General features: G+C 65.3%; 16 protein-coding genes. 5 read left to right on the top strand and 11 right to left on the bottom strand.

Annotation, left to right across the window (positions count from 1 at the left end; all coding sequences use genetic code 11):
* Positions 1-4 precede the first annotated feature (4 nt).
* The 6 genes from AC1RUR_RS09415 to AC1RUR_RS09390 form a co-directional block, all read right to left on the bottom strand.
* Complete coding sequence (locus AC1RUR_RS09415) at positions 5-688, bottom strand: 4-carboxy-4-hydroxy-2-oxoadipate aldolase/oxaloacetate decarboxylase (RefSeq protein ID WP_492843056.1); 684 nt, start codon at positions 686-688, stop codon at positions 5-7.
* Positions 685-1,398 (bottom strand): PIG-L deacetylase family protein, encoded by a 714-nt coding sequence (locus AC1RUR_RS09410; RefSeq protein WP_492843054.1) that lies wholly within the window; start codon positions 1,396-1,398, stop codon positions 685-687. The genes AC1RUR_RS09415 and AC1RUR_RS09410 overlap by 4 nt, the downstream gene beginning before the upstream one ends.
* A gap of 68 nt (positions 1,399-1,466) precedes the next feature.
* Positions 1,467-2,768, bottom strand: a complete 1,302-nt coding sequence (gene dctA, locus AC1RUR_RS09405; protein ID WP_492843052.1) for a C4-dicarboxylate transporter DctA — start codon at positions 2,766-2,768, stop codon at positions 1,467-1,469.
* Positions 2,765-3,649, bottom strand: coding sequence for an amidohydrolase family protein (locus tag AC1RUR_RS09400; protein WP_492843050.1), 885 nt, complete (start codon positions 3,647-3,649; stop codon positions 2,765-2,767). The genes dctA and AC1RUR_RS09400 overlap by 4 nt, the downstream gene beginning before the upstream one ends.
* Positions 3,649-4,620 carry an amidohydrolase family protein gene (locus AC1RUR_RS09395; protein ID WP_492843048.1) on the bottom strand — a complete coding sequence of 324 codons (972 nt, stop codon included), beginning with the start codon at positions 4,618-4,620 and terminating at the stop codon, positions 3,649-3,651. Before AC1RUR_RS09395 ends, AC1RUR_RS09400 begins: the two co-directional genes overlap by 1 nt.
* 73 nt (positions 4,621-4,693) lie before the next feature.
* The gene (locus tag AC1RUR_RS09390) at positions 4,694-5,404 is read right to left on the bottom strand and encodes a TetR/AcrR family transcriptional regulator (RefSeq protein WP_492843046.1); all 711 of its coding nucleotides are present in this window, start codon (positions 5,402-5,404) and stop codon (positions 4,694-4,696) included.
* A gap of 116 nt (positions 5,405-5,520) precedes the next feature.
* Between AC1RUR_RS09390 and AC1RUR_RS09385 the strand changes: the two genes are divergently transcribed.
* Together AC1RUR_RS09385 and AC1RUR_RS09380 are read left to right on the top strand one after the other, a co-directional pair.
* A complete protein-coding gene (locus AC1RUR_RS09385) occupies positions 5,521-6,501 on the top strand; it encodes a tripartite tricarboxylate transporter substrate binding protein (RefSeq protein ID WP_492843044.1) in 981 nt (326 codons plus the stop codon).
* Positions 6,502-6,511: 10 nt separating this feature from the next.
* The gene (locus AC1RUR_RS09380) at positions 6,512-7,309 is read left to right on the top strand and encodes an ABC transporter substrate-binding protein (protein WP_492843042.1); all 798 of its coding nucleotides are present in this window, start codon (positions 6,512-6,514) and stop codon (positions 7,307-7,309) included.
* Between the two features lie 51 nt (positions 7,310-7,360).
* On the opposite strand, the gene AC1RUR_RS09375 is transcribed toward AC1RUR_RS09380, so the two are convergent.
* Complete coding sequence (locus AC1RUR_RS09375; protein ID WP_492843040.1) at positions 7,361-7,660, bottom strand: DUF2218 domain-containing protein; 300 nt, start codon at positions 7,658-7,660, stop codon at positions 7,361-7,363.
* A 136-nt stretch (positions 7,661-7,796) separates the two neighbouring features.
* Positions 7,797-8,021 (bottom strand): hypothetical protein, encoded by a 225-nt coding sequence (locus tag AC1RUR_RS09370; RefSeq protein WP_492843038.1) that lies wholly within the window; start codon positions 8,019-8,021, stop codon positions 7,797-7,799.
* A 181-nt stretch (positions 8,022-8,202) separates the two neighbouring features.
* Between AC1RUR_RS09370 and AC1RUR_RS09365 the strand changes: the two genes are divergently transcribed.
* Complete coding sequence (locus AC1RUR_RS09365; protein ID WP_492843036.1) at positions 8,203-8,712, top strand: MarR family winged helix-turn-helix transcriptional regulator; 510 nt, start codon at positions 8,203-8,205, stop codon at positions 8,710-8,712.
* Positions 8,713-8,842: 130 nt separating this feature from the next.
* Complete coding sequence (locus AC1RUR_RS09360) at positions 8,843-9,766, top strand: PepSY domain-containing protein (RefSeq protein WP_492843034.1); 924 nt, start codon at positions 8,843-8,845, stop codon at positions 9,764-9,766.
* A gap of 12 nt (positions 9,767-9,778) precedes the next feature.
* Here the strand turns inward: AC1RUR_RS09360 and AC1RUR_RS09355 are convergent, their stop codons facing one another.
* Positions 9,779-10,918 carry a mechanosensitive ion channel family protein gene (locus AC1RUR_RS09355; protein WP_492843032.1) on the bottom strand — a complete coding sequence of 380 codons (1,140 nt, stop codon included), beginning with the start codon at positions 10,916-10,918 and terminating at the stop codon, positions 9,779-9,781.
* A 125-nt stretch (positions 10,919-11,043) separates the two neighbouring features.
* Here AC1RUR_RS09355 and AC1RUR_RS09350 point away from each other — a divergent pair, with 125 nt between their 5' ends.
* Positions 11,044-12,297, top strand: coding sequence for a DUF763 domain-containing protein (locus AC1RUR_RS09350; protein WP_492843030.1), 1,254 nt, complete (start codon positions 11,044-11,046; stop codon positions 12,295-12,297).
* Positions 12,298-12,306: 9 nt separating this feature from the next.
* Here AC1RUR_RS09350 and AC1RUR_RS09345 read toward each other — a convergent pair whose 3' ends face one another.
* Positions 12,307-12,540, bottom strand: coding sequence for a hypothetical protein (locus AC1RUR_RS09345; protein WP_492843028.1), 234 nt, complete (start codon positions 12,538-12,540; stop codon positions 12,307-12,309).
* 111 nt (positions 12,541-12,651) lie between these two features.
* A complete protein-coding gene (locus AC1RUR_RS09340; RefSeq protein WP_492843026.1) occupies positions 12,652-13,908 on the bottom strand; it encodes a cytochrome P450 family protein in 1,257 nt (418 codons plus the stop codon).
* Positions 13,909-13,935: the final 27 nt, after the last annotated feature.

The following is a 13,935-nucleotide window of genomic DNA, read 5'->3' as shown; positions in this document are numbered from 1 at the left end:
GCTTCTAGACGTCCTCGGGATTGTCGACATAGACGAGCCCGGCTTTCGCCAGCGCCTCGCGCATGCTGTACATGTCGAGGCCGAGTTCGCCCGAGGCCAGCCGCTTGCGCTTGCCGCCTTCATCCGCGTTCCGCTTCTTCGCCTTCTCGGCGACCTCGGCCGCATAGCGCTTCGGCACCACCACGACGCCGTCGTCATCGGCCACGATGATGTCGCCGGGATCGACGTTGACACCGGCGCAGACCACGGGGATGTTGACCGAGCCGAGCGTGGCCTTGACAGTGCCCTTGGCCGAGACCGCGCGCGACCACACCGGAAAATTCATCTCGTGCAGCGCTTTGACGTCGCGGCAGCCGGCGTCGATGATCAGCCCCTGCACGCCACGCGCCTGGAGCGAGGTCGCAAGCAGCTCGCCGAACATGCCGTCGGTATTGTCGGTGGTGCAACCGACGACGAGGATGTCGCCCTTCCTGCACTGCTCGACCGCGACGTGGATCATCCAGTTGTCGCCGGGCTGCGCCAGCACGGTGACGGCCGGACCGGCAATTGACGCGCCGGCCCAGACCGGGCGCAGATACGGCTTCATCAGGCCGATGCGGCCGTAGGCCTCGTGCACGGTCGAGACGCCGTACTCCGCCATCCCTGCGGGATCGGCACGCCTGATGTTGCGAACGACGACGGGCTTCATGCCAGCTCCTCCGCAACCGTCGGGAACAGCCGCTGATAGGCCTCGCCATAAGTCATGGGCACGCCGGTGTTGCGGCTGCCCTGGATGCCGCGGTTCAGCGCGACGCGCTCGTAATAGCCCCAGAGATGTTTTTGCGCGGCGAGGATCTGGAATGCCTCGTACTTCTCCTTCCAGACCTCGTCGATCTTGAGGAGCAGGTCCGGCTTGTAATTGCACTGCTCGGGCTGGTGCGGCTCGAACAGGAACACGGGCGGGGCCGAATATTTGTACTGCGCGCCGGGCTTGTGGCCCATGGCCTGTGCGACCACGCGGGTCTCCTGGACGAAATGCGCGGCGTTCGGATGGTCGAAATTATAGGGGTCTTCCAGCGCGTGCGTCAGCACGAAGCTCGGATTGAGCTCGCGGTAGATGTCGACCATGCGGTCGAAATGCGCCTCGGTCAGCTTCAGCGGATAATCGCCGCAATCGAAAAACTCGATCTCGGCACCGAGCAGCTTGGCCGCCCGCTCCGCCTCGTCCTTGCGCCCGGCCTTGACCGATTCCAGCGTCGCGCCCTTTTCCTTCCAGGCGAACTGGCTCTCGCCGCGCTCGCCGAAGGACATGCAGACGATCTTCATGCGGTAGCCCTTCTTCGCATGCAGCGCGATGGCGCCGCCGGCGCGCCAGACGAAATCGCCCGGATGGGCCGTCACCACGAGACCTGTTTTCATGGGATCAACTCCCCTCTCTCATTCGTAAGCAGCACAGGCTCCCTGCCTCATGCAGGAAGCCAATTTCATCAGGCGGCAGTCGCCGCTTGTTCCTCGCCGTCGAGCACGCGCTTCAAGCGCTCGCTGTCGAGCGCGCCTTCCCATTTGGCAATCGCAATGGTCGCCACCGCGTTCCCGATCAGATTGGTTGGCGTCAATCCCTGCGACATCAGGCGGTGGATGCCGAGCACCAGCGCGACGCTGGTCACCGGAATGCTGCCGGTGGCCGACAGCGTCGCCGCCAGCACGACGAAGGCGGCGCCAGCGATGCCCGCGGCGCCTTTGGAGGTCACGAGCAGGATCAGCAGCAGCTCGACCTGCTCGGCAAGCCCGAACGGCGTGTTGGTCGCCTGCGCCAGGAAGACCGAGGCCGCAGCGAGATAAAGGCAGGTGCCGTCGAGATTGAAGGAATAGCCTGTCGGGATCACCAGCCCGACCACGCTCTTCTCGCAGCCTGCCTTCTCCAGCTTGGTCAGCATCCGCGGCAGCACCGTCTCGGACGACGTCGTGGCGATGCAGATCAGCAGCTCTTCCCAGATGTAGCGGATCAGCTTGAGCAGCGAGAAGCCGCAGATCCGCGCGACGGGACCGAGCGCCACGATAATGAAGATCACGCAGGTCAGGTAAAAGCCGCCGAGCAGCTTGCCGAGCGAGGCAAGCGAGCCGACGCCGAACTTGCCGACCGTGAAGGCGATGGCTCCGAACGCGCCGATCGGCGCCGCCCACATCACGAAGCCGACGACGGCGAACACCATCTTTGCGGCGATGTCGATCAGATGCACCAGCGGCGCGGCGCGCTCGCCGAGTTGCACCAGTGCAAAGCCGCAGAGCACTGAAATGAACAGCACCTGGAGGATGTTGCCTTCAGCGAAAGCGCCGATGAAGGTCGCGGGCACGATGTTCATCAGGAACGGCACGAAGCCGATGACGCTGGTCTGCTTGACATAGGGCTCGATCGCGCTGGCATTGATGCTGGCGGGATCGATGTTCATGCCGACGCCGGGCTTGAGCACATTCACCGCGATGAGACCGATGATCAGCGCGATCGTGGTCATGATCTCGAAATAGACGATCGCCTTCACCGCGACGCGCCCCACGCGCGCCATGTCGGCCATGTGCGCGATGCCGTGCACGACGGTGCAGAAGATGATCGGCGCGATCAGCATCCGGATCGCCTTGATGAAGGCGTCCCCGAGCGGCTGCATCTTGGCGCCCGCCTCCGGGCTTATGATCCCAAGCGCGATGCCGGCTGCCATGGCGATGAGCACCTGGATCCAGAGCTCCTTCCACCAGGCGCGCCCACGCGGCTTGTCGATCGCGAGCGCCGTCATCGCTCGAACTCGAACAGGCGCGCGGGATTGTCGACGAGGATTTTTTGCTGGAACTCCGGCTCCGGCGCGAACTGCGGGATCAGGTCGACGAGGTCGCCGTCGTTCGGCATCACCTTGACGTTGGGATGCGGCCAGTCGGTGCCCCAGATGATGCGGTCGACCGCGGTCTCGACGATTTTTCGGGCGAACGGCACGGCGTCGGTGAAAGGCGGGCCGGCCGAGGACACCCGCTCCGAGCCGCAGATCTTGACCCAGCACTTCTCGTCACGCTGCATCAGCTCGATCAGGATCTTGAATGGCAGCTGATCGAGCCCCTCGGAGGCCTTCACCCGGCCCATATGGTCGATGGTGTAGCTCAGCGGCAGCCTCGTCAGCATGTCTGCATATTCGGGCAGGTCGATCGCATCGAAATGCAGATCGATGTGCCAGCCGAGCGGCGCGACCATTGCGACGATGCGGTCGAACACGCGCTTGTCGGGAACGCCGCCGAGATGGCGGACGAAATTGAAACGGCAGCCGCGAAAGCCGCCCTCGTGCAGCACGCGCAACTCACGCTCGGTGATGCCGTCGTCGATGTTCGCGACCGCGCGATAGGCGCCATTGCTTTGCGCAATGGCATCGAGCGCGACCGTGTTGTCGGTGCCGTGCACGCTGGCATTGACGATGACCGCGCGCTCCACGCCGAGCTTGGCATGCAGGATGCGGAAATCCTCCAGCGGCGCATCCGGCGGCGTGTAGGAACGGTCAGGCGCGTACGGGTATTTCGCGCCGGGGCCGAAGATGTGGCAATGCGCGTCGCATGACAACTTCGGCAGCTTGAATTTTGGCGTGCGCGTGTTCGGATCGGGCGGCGGAATGGTCGGCGTGTACATCATTGTCATCAGGTGAACTTGAACAGGCGTGCGGGATTGTCGACCAGCAGCTTTTGCCGGACCTTCGCATCTGGCGCGTAGAGCGGGATCAGGTCAACGAGGTCGCCGTCGTTCGGCATGATCTTGACGTTGGGGTGCGGCCAGTCGGTGCCCCAGATGACGCGATCTGGCGCGTTATCGATCAGCGCCTTGGCGAACGGCACCGCGTCGTGGAACGGCTTGCCGGTGCTGGAAGCGCGCTCCAGGCCCGTGATCTTGACCCAGCATTTCTCGTCCTTCTTCTGGAGGTCGAGCAGCGCGGTGAAGCCGGGATCATCCAGCCCCTTCCCCGCCTGCACCGTGCCCATGTGATCGATCACGTAAGACGTCGGCAGCGCGGTGAGGATGGGCGCGAATTCGGCGATCGTGCCGGGCTCGAAATAGACGTCGATGTGCCAGCCGAGCTCGGCGACGCGATGCACGATGCGCTGGAATTTGTTCATGTCGCCGACGCCGCCGAGGCGCTTGAGGAAGGCGAAACGGCAGCCGCAGATGCCGGCCTTGCCGAGCGCCGCCAGCTCCTTCTCGCTCATCTCGTCATTGACGTTGGCAATCCCCTTGTAGGCGCCTTCGCTCTGGGCGATGGCATCGGTGACGACGCGATTGTCGGTGCCGTGCACGGTGGCATTGACGATGACGCAGCGCTCGACGCCGATCCTCTCGTGCACGCTGCGGAACGTCTCCAGCGGCGCATCGGCCGTGTTGTAGGGCCGTTTTTCCGCGAAGGGATAACGGGCCGCCGGTCCGAAGATGTGGGTATGGGTATCGCAAGACTTCGGCGGCAGCTTGAACGACGGCACCTTCGGATCTGGATCCGGCGGCGCGATCGTCGGAATCGCCTTTGATTCGGCCTTGGGGTCGGCCGATTGCGCGCGCGCTTCGCTCGCGAGCGCGGCGCCGGCCAATCCGGTCAGGAGATGCAAACACTCACGCCTGTTCATTTCCTCAACACCCTGTCACACGGTCCGCTTGCGAGCGAAAGCGCTGTGACGCGCCTCCTCTCGGGCGGTTTCTTTAAGTCTTGCTGCTGACGACCGGCCGCCGCTTTGCAGGCACGGCCTGATCGAGCGCCGGCGCCTGGAACGCGGCAACGGTCGCCTGCACCAATTGCTCGATGGCACTGGCCGCATCGCTGCCGTCGGCTTCCCCGCGCGACAGGCGCGAGACGCGGTCCGGCGTCACCAGCGAATAATAGAGTGCGCCGAGCAGGAAGTGGCTGCGCCAGACGATATCGGTGCGCGGAATGTGCGGCAGGCTTTCGTGGACCGCATCGATGAAGGCGTGGCTGGTGTCGTCGAAGGTCTGCGCGATGATTTTTCGCGCGACCTCGTTGCCCTCGGCCGACATCACGGCGCGCAGCCGCGTGAAGCGCGCGCCACCGCCGGCGAGATCGCTGCCCGAGGTGAAGGCCGGCACCACGTAGGCGCGCACGATTGCTTCCAACCGATCCTGGAGGTCGCGGACGCGCTTGGCTGCCGCGAGCAGCTCGGAACGGCGCAGGTTCATCGGCCCGCAATGGCGCCGGTAGATCTCCAGCAGCAGGCCGTCCTTGGTCTTGAAATGATAGGTCACGCTGCCGGGATTGGCCCCGGCCGCTTGCGCGATGTCGCGCACGGAGACGGCATTGAAGCCGTTGGTGGCGAACAGCTCCTCGGCCGCCGCGAGGATCGCCTCGCGCATGTTCGGCTTGCGGGCCGTTTCCTTGCTGGTGGGCTTGCGTACCATGTGATTTGTACTATCGTACAAAAGATCAGGTCTCGTCAACAAAAACCATGGGCGACGTCCGGGACGGCCGAGAGACCCGCCGATAGGCCGCCATTGCCCTCAAGGAGTGCTGGGAAATGCTGGGTTTGAATACGACGATCGGCCGCCTCGCGGTCGGTGCAGGCTTGTTGCTGGCGGCGAGCGCCGCGCACGCCGCCGACACTTATCCGAGCAAGCCTGTCCACATCCTCGTGCCCTACGCGGCCGGCGGTGCGGTCGACGTGCTCGCGCGCACGCTGGGCCAGGCGCTGGCCAAGACCTGGGGCCAGCAGCCGGTGATCGACAATCGTCCCGGCGCCGGCGGCATCGTCGCCTCGCAAGCGCTGACGCAGGCCGCGCCCGACGGCTACACGCTGATCCTGGTCGCGAGCGGTCATCCGCTCAACCAGTTCATCTATCCGAGCGTGCCCTACGACACCTTCAAGGATTTCACCGCGATCACCGAAGTCGCCTCCTCGCCGCTCGCGATCGTGGTGGCCAAGGACAGCCCCTACAAGACGCTCGGCGATCTCCTCGCTGCCGCAAAAAAGGACCCGGACAAGCTCTCTTACGGCATGTCCGGCAATGGCACATCCGCGCATCTCGCCGGCGAGCTCCTGAAATACATGTCCGGCACCAAGATCGTCGCGATCCCCTACAAGGGCGGCGCGCCGGCGCTGACCGCCGTGATCGCCGGCGAGATCCCGCTCAGCATCAATCCGCTCGCGGAAGCCATCGGCCAGCTCGAAGGCGGCCCGGTGCGGGCGCTCGCGGTGACCTCCGCCGAACGCTCCAAGGCGCTGCCTGATGTTCCGACCATCGCCGAGGCCGGCGTATCAGGCTACGACGTCTCGGTCTGGTGGGGCGTTCTTGGGCCGGCAAAGATGCCGCCGGAGATCGTGGCCAAGCTCGAGACCGACCTGAAGGCGGCGCTGCAAGACCCCAGCGTGCTGTCGACCCTCGGCAAGATCGGCGCAGCGCCGGTCGGCTCATCATCCAAGGATTTCGACGCCTATATGCGCGCCGAGGCGGCCAAATGGGAGCCGGTGCTGAAGGCCGCCAACATCCGCGCGCAGTGAGGTGCTTCACATGAGGACCTCTGGACGCTTCGCGCGCACCGCCCTGCTCGCGGTCGCAATCGTCAGCCTGCTCGGCGCGCCGGTGCGCGCCGATGGCGAAGCAAGGCTGCTGGCGCCGGGCGGCACCTTGCGTGTCGGCATCTATCCGGGCAGCCCGACCTCGATGGTGACGGACGCGGCCGGCAAGCCGCACGGGCTCGCCTACGATCTCGGCGGCGAGCTTGCGAAACGGCTCGGCATCGGCGTCGACTATGTCAGGTTTCAGCGCGTCGCCGACATCGTCAGCGCGATTCACGCCGGCCAGGTCGATTTCACCGTGACCAACGCCACACCGGCCCGTGCGAATGAAGTCAGCTTCAGCCAGCCCGTGCTGGCGATCGAGCTCGGTTTTCTCGTCCCCGCGAATTCGCCGATCGGCAAGGTCGAGGACATCGACAAGCCCGGTGTGAAGATCGGCGTCACCAAGGGCTCGACCTCGGAGCGCACGCTGCCGGCGAAGTTCAAGACCGCAACCATCGTTCCCGCCGAAAGCGTCAAGGTCGCCATCGCCATGTTCGGCCGCGGCGAGATCGATCTCTACGCCACCAACAAGCCGACGCTGTTCGAGATGTCCGACCAGATGCCGGGCGCAAAAATCCTCGACGGCAATTGGGGCCTGGAGCACATGGCCATCGCGATCCCCAAAGGACGCGAGGACGCGCTCCCCCTGCTCAACCGCTTCGTGACGGACGAGCAATCCTCCGGCGCGCTGGACACGATCCAGCAGCAGGCCGGCTTGCGCGGCGCGACCAAGGCGACGCGCGAATAGGCCGGAGGCGCCGTTGCTCACCTCTCCCTACGGGAGAGTTGAAGCTAGAACTCAGCTCGCCGCCTGCTCCGCGGTCCGCCAGATGATTTCCGGCGGGTCGCGGAAGGCGAAGCGAACGAGATGCCGTTCGACGACACCTTCGACCTGAACGAGCAGGTCCGCGTTCTCGGCTTCCGCCCTCAACGTGAGCTTGCCGCCTGCCGCCTCCAGCCGGCACGTCCCCATCGAAAACGGGATCGTTCCCTGCTCCGGCGTGAACTCGACCGCCAGCTTGTGCGCAAAATGCTTGCAGAGCTGCTGCAGGTAGATGCTGGCCCGCTCGGTGGTGATCTCTGCCACTGAATGATTCATGTTCCCTTGCCTTTCAGGCAGATTGGTCCGGCGCCCCGACTTGCCGGACCACGTAGCCGGCTTGTATCTTTCCAGCAAGCTATTCGCTGCCAACGATGCCGTGAGAGACCGCCGATGATGCCGCCGTCCGTTGACCTTACCACGCGCCCGGCTGGGCGGGCGGACGGGCGACCGCAACGCCATCGGCGGAGTTCGCCGCGCCATAGGTCGGCACGGCGCCGAAGGCCTGCCGCGCGGCCGCCTGCTTCGTCGTGGTCTTGGCTGCGGCGCTCGTCTTGCTCTGGCCGCCCTCTGCGAAAGCGGCTGGCACGGCGAGGATTGCCGCCGCGGTCAAGGTCAGCGTCAGATATCGCTTCAACATCGATCGTCTCCATTCTTGCAAAAGCCTTCCCGCTCGCGCGCTGGTCCACAGCGCGCGTCGGGCCCGTTTCACAGACTTGCCGGCCGGCGATTGCCGGTCAGATATCTTCCTAGAAAGATATATCGCAACTATCTTTCTGGCAAGACATCCAGGGATGAACTTTACGTAAGGAGGCCCGTCCATGACCGAACCGCGCTATCCCGCGGACAAGCTTCTCGCCATCAAGAAGAAGCATTGGCCCGAATCCGTCACCCCCGTCGGCGAGTTCATGGTGCGCATCTACCGCCTGAACAGCCTGATGCGCGACAACGTGGCCGAGCAGATCGCCACGCATAGTTTGTCGTTCATGGAGTTCGAGGTGCTGATCACGCTGCGCGGCGTCGCCCCGCCCTACGAGATGATCCCGACCGAGCTTTATCCCGCCATCCTGATCTCGTCGGGCGGGCTGACCAAGGTGCTCAATTCCTTGCAGGAGCGCGGCCTCATCACGCGGGCCGAAGGCGCGGCCGACAAGCGCAGCAAGCCGGTGCGGCTCACGGCGAAGGGACGAACGCTTGCCGAACGCGTCATGGCGGAGGTTCTGCAATCGGGCCAGAAGATGATCCTCGGCGGACTCTCGGACTCCGATGTCGAGCGTGCAACGCGGCTGCTGCACAAATTGCTGGTGACGCTCGAACCTGCGAACGATTAGCATTCGCTGCCATTGTTGCGATGCGCGTCGATTCCATTTGCTGCACATCAACGCAACAACATGGAGAAAGCGTCATTTGTCTTCGGCGCCGTGTTGGGCAACCAAAGCGGCGCATCACCGGAGACCGAAAATGAGCAAGCCCGTCCTGTTGACACTGCATCGCTGGATCACACTGGTCTTCGCCCTGCCCCTGCTCGCAATCATCGCCACCGGACTGATCCTGTCCTTCGAGCCGCTGGTGCAAGTCAATGGCGTCAACGGTCCGGCGGTCGACTCCGGGCGCATCGTCGAGCTGGTGAAGCGATATGATCCCGATGGCAAGGCGCGCGGGCTTTCGATCAATGCCGCCAGTCAGCGCATGACACTGCAAGGCGCCGGCGCCCCCGCGATCGACCTCGCAACAGGCGCGCCCGCCGCTGCGGGCTCCGGCCTCCCCGATCTCTTCCGGTGGGCCCGTGTCACGCATGAACGGTTGCTCGGCCAGGCCTGGCTGGTGACGAGCTCGACCGTCGCCATGGTGGCTCTGATGGTGCTCGGCATCCTCATGGGACTGCCGCGGCTGCGCAACACGCTCTCCGGATGGCACAAGGGCACCGCATGGTTCGCGTTGCCGCTGATCCTGCTGAGCCCGCTGACCGGCCTGTGCATGGCGTTCGGCCTGACCTTTCAGAGCGGAGCCGCTCCAGCCGGCGCCGGCCGCCCCGTCGCCCTGCCCGACGCGGTTCGCATGGTCGCGGATTCGCACGAGCTGTCGCATGTGATCTCGATCGGCGTGCGCGGCGGTCGCGTGATGGCGCGGATCTATGATGACGGTGAACTGCGCGCCTACGCCGTCAATTCATCCGGCGTCACAGCGCTGCCGCGCAACTGGCCGCGCCTGATCCATGAGGGAAACTGGTCGGCCCTGATCGCTTCGCCGCTCAACATCATCACCTCGATCGCCCTTCTGACGCTGCTATCGACGGGCCTCCTGATCTGGGCGCGGCGGAAGCTGCGCAAGCCAAGGCGGCGCGTCGGCGGACAGGCCGACGCAGCCGTGGTCGGCGCCGGCTAGTCGCGGCGAGATTCAATTGCGTGCGCTCGCCCGTACCTGCTCCGGCGTGACACGCCGGAGCAAATCGGCATCATCGTCGGCTGAGGGGATCAGGATCGCGCGCTCGCGTGGCAGCGCTTCGGGCATCTCGTCGCGAATGAAGGCGATGAGCCTCTCCCTCATCTCGCAGCGCAGGTCCCAGGATTGCGGTGCGTTCCTGGCGCTGACCAGCGCACGCAGCTCGATCGTGCGCGAATCCGCATCGATCACCTGGAGATTGACCACCGCCCCATCCCAGAGCTTGGACTCCTTCACCGCCCCCTCCAGCCAGCACCGGATGCGCGGCACGTCGGCGCGATAATCGACATGGAGCGCGATCACGCCGATCAGGGACGCGGTGTCGCGGGTCCAGTTCTGGAACGGCTTTTCGATGAAGTAGGACAGCGGCACCACCATGCGGCGCCAGTCCCACAGCCGGATCACGACATAGGTCGACGCGATGTCCTCGACCCAGCCCCATTCGTTCTCGATGATGACCGCATCCTCGATCCGGATCGGCTGGGTGATCGCGATCTGCAAGCCCGCGATCAGATTGCTGAGCAGCGGCCGCGCCGCGAGACCGACGATGATACCGGCGGCGCCGGCGGACGCGAACAGGCTGACGCCGTATTGCCTGACCGAGTCGAACGTCATCAGCGCGGTCGAGACCGTGATGATCACGATGATGATGTCGGCGACGCGCTTGAACACGCGCACTTGCGTGACGTGCTTGCGCGCGACGAAATTCTCGGTGACGTCGCGAAAATTCTGCAAGTACCGCGCCGCGCTCATGTCGACGATCCGGATCGAGATCCATCCGATCAGCGAGATGAAGGCGACGACGAACAGGCTCGTCAGCGGCGTGCGAAACGCGTTGTCGAGCGGCGCAAGCGGCAGCACCAGCGCCACGGCGGCAAGACAAAGCGCCAGTTGGGCCGGGCCGGAGGTGCGCTCGATGAAGACACTTAAGAGCGGAGCCCGGGTCCCGAAGGCGCGGTTGAGCAGCCAGACCGCAAGCCGATAGAACGCCAGCGCAAGCAGGATCGCACCTGCGACCAGGCTGAGCCCGACGAACCATGACGGTATCCACCCGAACATCCTGTCGATGTCGGCCATGAGGGCCTGCCGATCCATTCACGTCCCCGGAATTGCATTCGCTATTGGCCAACGCCTTGCAGCGCGCTTGGCTCCGCCCGCCCAGTGCAATGCAGCATTCCGCTGGTGCAACAGCTGCCAAACTGCGCTAATTTGAGGCACACATGACTCGACGTACCGGCAGCGCCGATCTTCCTCTCCACACCGGACGGGTTCCGCCGTGGCTCGCGAGCCGCATGGCCTCGCTGGGCGCGATCGTCACGCAGGCGATCGTGCATCATTACGGCCGCGATGCCTTCCTCCAGCGCCTGTCGCACCCGTTCTGGTTCCAGTCGTTCGGGGCCGTGATGGGGATGGACTGGCACTCCTCCGGGATCACCACTTCCGTGATCGGCGCGCTGAAGCGCGGGCTCGGACCGCTCCAGGACGAACTCGGCATCTATGTCTGCGGCGGCCGCGGCCAGCATTCGCGCAGGACGCCGGACGAGCTGTTGCAGCTCGGCGAGCGCGTCGGCTTCGACGGCGTGAAGCTCACCCGCGCCAGCCGGCTGGTGGTCAAGGTCGACAGCGCGGCCGTGCAGGACGGATTCGACCTCTATCTCCACGGCTTCTTCGTCACCGCCGACGGGAAGTGGACGGTGGTGCAGCAGGGCATGAACGGCGACAAACGGCAGGCCCGCCGCTATCACTGGCATTCCGAGGCCTTGAAGAGTTTCGTCGACGCGCCGCACAGCGCGATCGACGGGCCACAGCAGGGCGAGATCGTCAATCTCACCGACCATCGCGCCGACATCTCGCGCAGCGCGCAACTCGAACTCCTCGGCGATCTCGGCCCCGATCGCATCGTCTCCGAATTCGAGCGGCTCACCGGGACGGCGCCCGAACCGGCGCAGGGCATGCTGCCGCACCTGATCATGCCCGCGCATCACGATGTCCGTCCCAAGGACGTGTTCGCGCGGCGCCTGCACGGCACGCTGGCTGCGGCAGCCGAGCGCGGCCCGGTCGACTTCCCGGAGCTGTTGCTGACGCCCGGCGTCGGCGCGCGCACGGTGCGCTCGCTGGCGATGGTGGCCGAGGTCGTGCACGGCGCACCCTATCGCTTCGACGATCCCGCGCGCTTCTCGCTCGCTCATGGCGGCAAGGACCGGCACCCCTACCCCGTGCCGATCAAGGTCTACGACGAGACCATCCGCGTGCTGAAGGGCGCGATCCAGAATGCAAAGCTCGGACGCGAGGAAGAGATGCAGGCGCTCAGGCGCCTCGACGACCAGGCGCGGCGGCTGGAGCGGACCGCGCATGGACCGTCGGTCGAGGCTTACATCGCCGGCGAGCGTGCGGCCTCGCCCGATCTCGACGGCCGCTCCGTGTTCGGCTGGGAGCGCGATCTCGTCGCTTCGAAGAAGTCGACCGGCTCCTGAGGCTGTCGCCTAGTCTTCGGCCTCCTCGTCGTCGAGCAGCCGGTTGGCCGCATGATCCTGATACTGCTCGGTCTGAATGAACTTTCCGTCCATGCCGCGAATGTCGGAATGTTGCGCCTTGTCGCGGTTCGACAGGATCATGTTGTCGCCGACCTTGTCCTTTGGGATGTCCGTGAGTGCGCCGGTCCCCGCGCCCTTGCCGTGCGCGCCCGATCCGATATGCGTCTTGCCGCCGTTGGGCATGGACTGCTCCCTTGCTGTTGCGTCATCGGGGCAACGCATGCGCGATGGAGATTGTTTCGCACCTCACGCAAGATGATCCGGGCCATTGTTCCCGGCACGGCGTGCGCGATGTCAATCCGCCAGCAACGGTTCGGCGGCAGCAGCCGGGTTCGGCTCGCGGTTTCCGCCGGCGATCACAGGCAATGTCGCGATCGCACGCATGCCCGGACGCTTGCGCCAGTGGACTTGCGCGGGGTCGACGGCGAGCTCGAGCTTCGGCCATCGCGCAAACAGCGCCTGCAATGCGCAAGTCGCCTCGATCCGCGCGAGCTGGTGGCCGAGACAGAAATGAATTCCCGTTCCGAACGACATGTGGCGGTTCGGCTTGCGCGTGAGGTCGAGCCGCTCGGGCTGATCGTGCACCGCCGGGTCCATGTTCGCCGCAGCAAGCATGACCATGACGCGGTCGCCCTTCTTCAGCCGTACGCCCGCAAGCTCGACGTCCCGCCGCAGATAGCGCGGCTTGGAAAACTGCACCGGCGAGACGAAGCGCAAAAACTCCTCGACGGCGAGCGAGACGCGGCTCCAATCTTCCTCCAGCCAGTCGCGCAGGCCCGGTCTCCTGAGCAGCTCGTAGACCGAGCCGCTGATCAGATGCGTCGTGGTCTCCGAGCCTGCCGCGAGCAGCAGGAACACCATCGACACCATTTCGTCCGGCGTGATCTGGCCGCCCTCGCGCTCGACCTGGACCAGTTCGGCGATTAGGCCCTCGCCGCCCTGCTCGCGCGCGACCTGCAACTGCTCTCCGAGGTAGGCGCGCATCTTGCGGAATGCAAACAGCAGGCGGAAGAAGCTGACGACGTTCGTCAGCGACGACATCTTGTTGGCCCAGGCGATGAAGCGCGGGCGATCGGCCGCAGGCAGGCCCAGCAATTCGCAGATCACCGACACCGGCAGGATGCGGGCGTATTGCTGGACGAGGTCGGCGGGGCTGCCATCGGCAAACAGGTCGTCCGCCAAGCCGTCGGCGATGGCGCGAATGCGCGGCTCCATCGCGACGATCGCGCGGCGTCGGAAGGCTTCGTCCACGATGCTGCGCAGCCTCGTGTGATCCGGCTCATCCATCGTCAGCATGTTGTTGGCGATGGTCGTGACGAGCTTCGGCATCCACCAGCGCAGGCCGGCGACCTCGCCGTCCTCCTTGCGCAGCGTGAAGGTGGTACTGTCCTTCAGCACCTCTGCCGTCGCGTCATGCGTGGTGGTGACCCAGACATCACCGACCAGGGGAAATCGCGTCGCAACCACCGGGCCGGATGCGCGTAGCGCCGCGATCGCCTTGGGCGGATCGCGGAAGAAGGCCTCGCTGGTAAAATCCAGGCGCAGTGCCATGGGATCACCGGATTGGTTGGTGGCGTC

This window comes from Bradyrhizobium sp. GW821-FHT12B03, from assembly GCF_058807535.1.
The sequence above is the reverse complement of the archived record's forward strand: the minus strand, read 5'-3'. Positions and strand labels throughout refer to the sequence as shown.

Excerpts from the sequence above, each read along its gene's own strand:
- AC1RUR_RS09415 (WP_492843056.1), bottom strand. The coding sequence starts at position 688 with ATGAAGCCCGTCGTCGTTCGCAACATCAGGCGTGCCGATCCCGCAGGG.
- AC1RUR_RS09410 (WP_492843054.1), bottom strand. The coding sequence starts at position 1,398 with ATGAAAACAGGTCTCGTGGTGACGGCCCATCCGGGCGATTTCGTCTGG.
- dctA (WP_492843052.1), bottom strand. The coding sequence starts at position 2,768 with ATGACGGCGCTCGCGATCGACAAGCCGCGTGGGCGCGCCTGGTGGAAG.
- AC1RUR_RS09400 (WP_492843050.1), bottom strand. The coding sequence starts at position 3,649 with ATGACAATGATGTACACGCCGACCATTCCGCCGCCCGATCCGAACACG.
- AC1RUR_RS09395 (WP_492843048.1), bottom strand. The coding sequence starts at position 4,620 with ATGAACAGGCGTGAGTGTTTGCATCTCCTGACCGGATTGGCCGGCGCC.
- AC1RUR_RS09390 (WP_492843046.1), bottom strand. The coding sequence starts at position 5,404 with ATGGTACGCAAGCCCACCAGCAAGGAAACGGCCCGCAAGCCGAACATG.
- AC1RUR_RS09385 (WP_492843044.1), top strand. The coding sequence starts at position 5,521 with ATGCTGGGTTTGAATACGACGATCGGCCGCCTCGCGGTCGGTGCAGGC.
- AC1RUR_RS09380 (WP_492843042.1), top strand. The coding sequence starts at position 6,512 with ATGAGGACCTCTGGACGCTTCGCGCGCACCGCCCTGCTCGCGGTCGCA.
- AC1RUR_RS09375 (WP_492843040.1), bottom strand. The coding sequence starts at position 7,660 with ATGAATCATTCAGTGGCAGAGATCACCACCGAGCGGGCCAGCATCTAC.
- AC1RUR_RS09370 (WP_492843038.1), bottom strand. The coding sequence starts at position 8,021 with ATGTTGAAGCGATATCTGACGCTGACCTTGACCGCGGCGGCAATCCTC.
- AC1RUR_RS09365 (WP_492843036.1), top strand. The coding sequence starts at position 8,203 with ATGACCGAACCGCGCTATCCCGCGGACAAGCTTCTCGCCATCAAGAAG.
- AC1RUR_RS09360 (WP_492843034.1), top strand. The coding sequence starts at position 8,843 with ATGAGCAAGCCCGTCCTGTTGACACTGCATCGCTGGATCACACTGGTC.
- AC1RUR_RS09355 (WP_492843032.1), bottom strand. The coding sequence starts at position 10,918 with ATGGATCGGCAGGCCCTCATGGCCGACATCGACAGGATGTTCGGGTGG.
- AC1RUR_RS09350 (WP_492843030.1), top strand. The coding sequence starts at position 11,044 with ATGACTCGACGTACCGGCAGCGCCGATCTTCCTCTCCACACCGGACGG.
- AC1RUR_RS09345 (WP_492843028.1), bottom strand. The coding sequence starts at position 12,540 with ATGCCCAACGGCGGCAAGACGCATATCGGATCGGGCGCGCACGGCAAG.
- AC1RUR_RS09340 (WP_492843026.1), bottom strand. The coding sequence starts at position 13,908 with ATGGCACTGCGCCTGGATTTTACCAGCGAGGCCTTCTTCCGCGATCCG.